Origin of the sequence: Nocardia lijiangensis NBRC 108240 (assembly GCF_001613045.1) — a bacterium.
Classification (GTDB): Bacteria; Actinomycetota; Actinomycetes; order Mycobacteriales; family Mycobacteriaceae; genus Nocardia; species Nocardia lijiangensis.
The window spans coordinates 1-4,927 of the sequence record NZ_BDBP01000187.1; the positions used below are offsets into that span (position 1 = coordinate 1).

The window sequence follows — 4,927 nt, forward strand, 5'->3', positions numbered from 1 at the left end:
GGGGCGCGGCGTGCCGTTCTCGGTACGCGCCCGCATCGGCAGCGGGCCGCCGCGGCCGGGATCGGTGGTCTCGGCGTCGATCACCGGCGCCGCGCGGTCGGCCGGGGTGGCCACCCGGATCGCCGGGCGGCGCTGCGGCAGACCGGTGTTGCTCATCTCGAAGCCCGAAGTGTGCTCGGGCAGCGCCAGGCTCGGCACCGGCACCAGCATGCGCGGCGGCGCGACCGTGGGCTCGTGCGCACTCTCCATCGGCTGCGGCGCGGTGAGCTGCGGAGCCTTGTCGGTGATCGGCACCGGGGAGACCAGGGTGCCGGGCAGGTGCACGCTCGCGGTGATACCGGGCTGCTGGGCCATCGCCGAGGTGCGGCGCAGGTTGACCGTGATGTTGTGCCGCTTGGCGAGCCTGCCGACCACGAAAAGACCCATGCGGCGCGCCGTTTCGACGGTGACCTCACCACCGGAGGCGAGGTGCTCGTTGACCGTCTGCAGGTCCTCGGCGGACATGCCCAGACCGCGGTCGATGATCTCGATCAGGTAGCCGCCGTCCACCGCGCGGGCCACCGAGACCGCCACCGGGGTGGTGGGCGGCGAGTAGCGCAGCGCGTTGTCGATCAGCTCGGCCAGCAGGTGCTCGACGTCGACGGCGGGCTCACCGGGCACGATGCCGTCGGGCGCGCTGCCGATCTCGACGCGCTGGTAGTCCTCGACCTGGGAGACCGCGCTCCACAGCATGTCCGACAGCGGCACCGGCGGCAGATGACCGCGGCGCAGCGCGGTACCCGCGAGCACCAGCAGGTTGTCGCCGTTCCGGCGCATGCGGGTGGCGAGGTGGTCGAGGCGGAACAGGCTCTGCAGGCGCTCGGAGTCGTCCTCGTCGTGCTCGAGTTCCTCGATCAGCGTCAGCTGCTGCTCGACGAGCGACTGGCTGCGGCGCGAGAGGGTCTCGAACATGCTGCCGATCTGCAGTCGCAGACGCGCCTGCTCGGCGGCGAGGTGGAGCGCGGCGTTGTGGATGTCGTCGACGGCGCGGGCCAGCTGGCCGATCTCCTCGGTGGTGTGCACCTCGACGCGGGTCGGTTCCGGCGTGGCGTTGCCGGAACGCACGACCTCGAGCTCGTTGGGCAGGTCGACGTGCGCGACCTGGAGTGCGCCGTGCCGCAGGCGGCGAATCGGGACGACCAGCGAGCGGGCGACCGCGAGCGCGAGGGCGAGACCGGCCAGCAGCGTCGCGACCACGATCGCGATATCGCGCAACACGATGCCGCGGACTTCGGCGGTCCGGTCGGCAAGTCGCGCGTCGATGGTGTCGACCAGGTTCAGTGTGGTCTGGTCGTAGGCGGTGGCACTGGTGCGCAGCGAATCGATGACCGGCTGACTGGCCGAGGGATCGCCGAGATTCTGGCTGAAGGCGCCGAGGCGGACGTTCACCGCATCGATCAGCACGCTGGCGTTGAGCGCCGAAGACGGCTGCATCTGGGCGAACTGGCTCAGCAACACCAGCTCACCACCCGCGGTGATCAAGACGGTCGGGCGCACGGCCGGGTTCCGGTCCGCGCCGGGCGAACCGATCAGCAGGTACTGCTGGGTGTGCAGCCTTCGTGCGTTGGTGGTCACACCGAGCTGCAGGAAGAACCGCTGAATGGTGATCTCTTCCAGCGAGGTCGAACGCGCGATCGCGTTGCCGATGCGGGCGGCGACCTCGTCGGCCTGCTGGCCGATTGCCACCGGCGAGCTGTTTCGCAGGCCGTTGCGCATCGCGCGGCCCGCGGTCAGCGCCGCGTCGAGCTCGTTGACGACGTCGGTCGGCGCGCCCGTCGAGCGCAGGGACGTCTGGAGATCGGCGGCCGCCTGGTCGAACCGGCCCGCGATGCGGTCCAGGTCGGCGTCGGTGGTCTGATCCTCCCAGGTGGTCGCCGTCGTGACGGCGAGTTGTTCGGTGGCCGAGGCGAAACCGAGCATCGGCCGGATGATCCTGGCCTGGTCGGTCGCCGCGTCGAGGTCGCCGATCGTGTTCAGCTCGTCGTTGATTCGCAAAACCGCGAACGTCGAGGCGAGCACCACCGGCAGCAGTAGCACGATCCCGACCTTGCGGGTGACGGACCAGTTAGACAGCCTGAATTGCCGGGAACGCGGTGCTGCATCCATCCGCTTCCGTCGCCTCCACTCCGCGCGGGTTCCCCGGATGGCTAGTGGCTGTTTCACATAGGTATGGGACCAACCCGCTGAGAACCAACTCGAGGTCTTGTTTTTACCGCAGGGAACATACCGTGCTGGCCGTATAACGGCAATCTGGAGGATTCGGCTTGATAATTCTCTAATATGGTTAAGCAGAACATCTTTCGGTACTGAAGCGAGGAGTCGCGACGGCCGGAATCCGCGCGCGCCGATGAAAGCCGCTGGTCATCGGTGGTGCTCTGGTGTGTCGCCGACCGGGCTCGGTTCGCGGCGTGTCCGCGGCGTGTCGGGGGTGGCCTCTCAGTCGGCTCTCAGTCGATGCGGTCAAACTGGTGGCATGCGCATTCTGGTAGTCGACGATGATCGCGCCGTCCGTGAATCGCTGCGTCGGTCGCTGACCTTCAACGGCTACTCGGTCGATCTCGCGGTGGATGGCGTGGACGCCTTGGAGAAAGCCACAATCCAACGCCCGGACGCCCTCGTGCTGGACGTGATGATGCCGCGATTGGATGGGCTCGAAGTTTGCCGACGGCTGCGCAGCACCGGTGACGATCTTCCGATTCTGGTTTTGACGGCGCGCGATTCGGTTTCCGAAAGGGTTGCCGGGCTCGATGCCGGAGCCGATGACTATCTGCCGAAGCCATTCGCGCTCGAGGAATTGCTCGCGCGGCTGCGCGCGCTGCTGCGCCGCCGCGCGCCCGAACAGGGCGACACCTCCGAAGCGATGCTCTTCGCGGATCTGTCCCTCGATCCGGTGACCCGCGAGGTCGCCAGGGGTTCCCGCTCGATCAGCCTGACCCGCACCGAGTTCTCGCTGCTGGAAATGCTGATGTCGAACCCGCGCCGGGTGCTCACCCGCAGCCGCATCCTCGAAGAGGTGTGGGGCTACGACTTCCCGACCTCCGGCAATGCGCTCGAGGTCTACATCGGCTACCTGCGCCGCAAGACCGAGGCCGAGGGCGAGCCGCGGCTCATCCACACCGTGCGTGGCGTCGGCTACGTGCTACGCGAAACTCCACCCTAGGCCGCGCGACAATGGCACGAAGTGTTCCCCGGCGACCCGTCATCGCCACCCTGGGCCAGCCCGACTCGACCGAGATGCGGCCGCCGATGCCGCTGACCCGCTCGGTCTCGCTGCGCTGGCGGGTGACCCTGCTCGCCGCCTCGGTGGTGGCCATCGCGGTCGCCTTCACCTCGATCGCCGCCTACGCGATGGTGGCGCGCGCCCTCTACGCCGACGTCGACGCGCAGCTGCGGGCGCGGGCCTCGACGATGATCGACAACAACTTCGAGAGCTTGGGCTTTCAGTCGATCATCCTGGCCGGGCTGTTCTCCAACGACGTCGGCGTCGCGCTGATCTTCGCCGACCACAAGCCCTACATGCCGCCGCAGCAGACGATTCCGCCGGTGGGGGAGCAGGAGTTCGCCGTCGCCGACGGCACGCTGACCTCCTCGCTGCGCACGGTGAGCAATCAGCGCGTGCTCGCGGTGCGCACGAATTCCGGTGCGACGCTGGTCATCTCGCAGCGGTTGGAGCCGACCCGTGAGGTGCTCGACCGGCTGGCCTGGCTGTTGTTCGTGGTCGGCGGCTGCGGCGTGGTGCTCGCCGCCGCGGCGGGTACGGCGGTGGGCCGCACCGGGCTCAGACCCATCGCACGGCTGACGGCCGCGACCGAGCGGGTCGCGCGCACCGACGACCTCACGCCCATCCCGGTCACCGGCGACGACGAATTGGCCCGGCTCACCGACAGTTTCAACACCATGCTGCGGGCGCTGGCCGAATCACGCGACCGTCAGCGGCGTCTGGTCGCCGACGCAGGGCACGAGCTGCGCACGCCGCTGACCTCGTTGCGCACCAACATGGAGTTGCTCATCGCCTCCAGCAGGCCGGGTGCGCCGCAGATTCCCGAGGAGGACATGGCCGAGCTGCGCGAGGACGTGATGGCCCAGATCGAGGAGCTGTCCACCCTCGTCGGCGACCTGGTCGACCTGGCGCGCGAGGACGCCCCCGAGACCGTCTACGACCGGATCGATCTCGGCGAGGTGACCGAGCGGGCGTTGGAGCGCGCCCGGCGCAGGCGCGGGTCCATCGAGTTCGTCGCCGAGCTGCGGCCGTGGTTCGTCTACGGCCACGAGGCCGGACTCGAGCGGGCCGTGCTGAACGTGCTCGACAACGCCGCCAAGTGGAGCCCCGCGGGCGCCCAGGTTCTGGTCACCATGCGCGAGGCGGGACGGGGTCTGCTCGAGATCGCGGTGGACGACGCGGGGCCCGGCATTCCGGCCGACGAACGGGAGCTGGTGTTCGAGCGGTTCTACCGGACCACCGCCTCACGGTCGATGCCCGGCTCGGGGCTGGGACTGGCCATCGTCAAGCAGGTGGTGACCAAGCACGGCGGCACCATCACGATCGACACTTCGGACCGAGGGGGTGCGCGGGTCCGTATCGTGTTACCAGGTGAGGGTGATGGCCCCGCGACCGCTCAGCAGATCTCGGAGAACTGAAAGCACGGTCTCAGTCGGCTCTAAGCCGTCGTCGGCACGCTGGTCGACAGACGTGAGGAGAAACGAGAAACCATGACGGAGGATTTCCAGAACCGCGACGGGGAGCTGGGGAAGGCGGACGCCTCCGGACCCCGGCCGCCCGAGCATTTCCCGGCCGCGGGCGGGGCCGAGCACGCGGCATGGGCTGCCCCCAGCGCGCACCAGCCGCCGCACTATCCGACGCAGCCGTTCCCCGGCCCCGAACCGGGCC

General features: G+C 69.0%; 3 protein-coding genes. 2 read left to right on the forward strand and 1 reads right to left on the reverse strand.

Annotated elements, in window-relative coordinates:
* Positions 1–2,076 (reverse strand): sensor histidine kinase (locus NL1_RS35615; protein WP_245673742.1); only part of this gene is annotated, 2,076 nt, incomplete at its 3' end.
* A 436-nt stretch (positions 2,077–2,512) separates the two neighbouring features.
* On the opposite strand from NL1_RS35615, the gene NL1_RS35620 reads away from it, so the two are divergent.
* A complete protein-coding gene (locus tag NL1_RS35620) occupies positions 2,513–3,199 on the forward strand; it encodes a response regulator transcription factor (RefSeq protein WP_067849289.1) in 687 nt (228 codons plus the stop codon).
* Positions 3,200–3,210: 11 nt separating this feature from the next.
* The gene (locus NL1_RS35625; protein WP_067849292.1) at positions 3,211–4,677 is read left to right on the forward strand and encodes a HAMP domain-containing sensor histidine kinase; all 1,467 of its coding nucleotides are present in this window, start codon (positions 3,211–3,213) and stop codon (positions 4,675–4,677) included.
* The last annotated feature ends 250 nt before the right edge of the window (positions 4,678–4,927 follow it).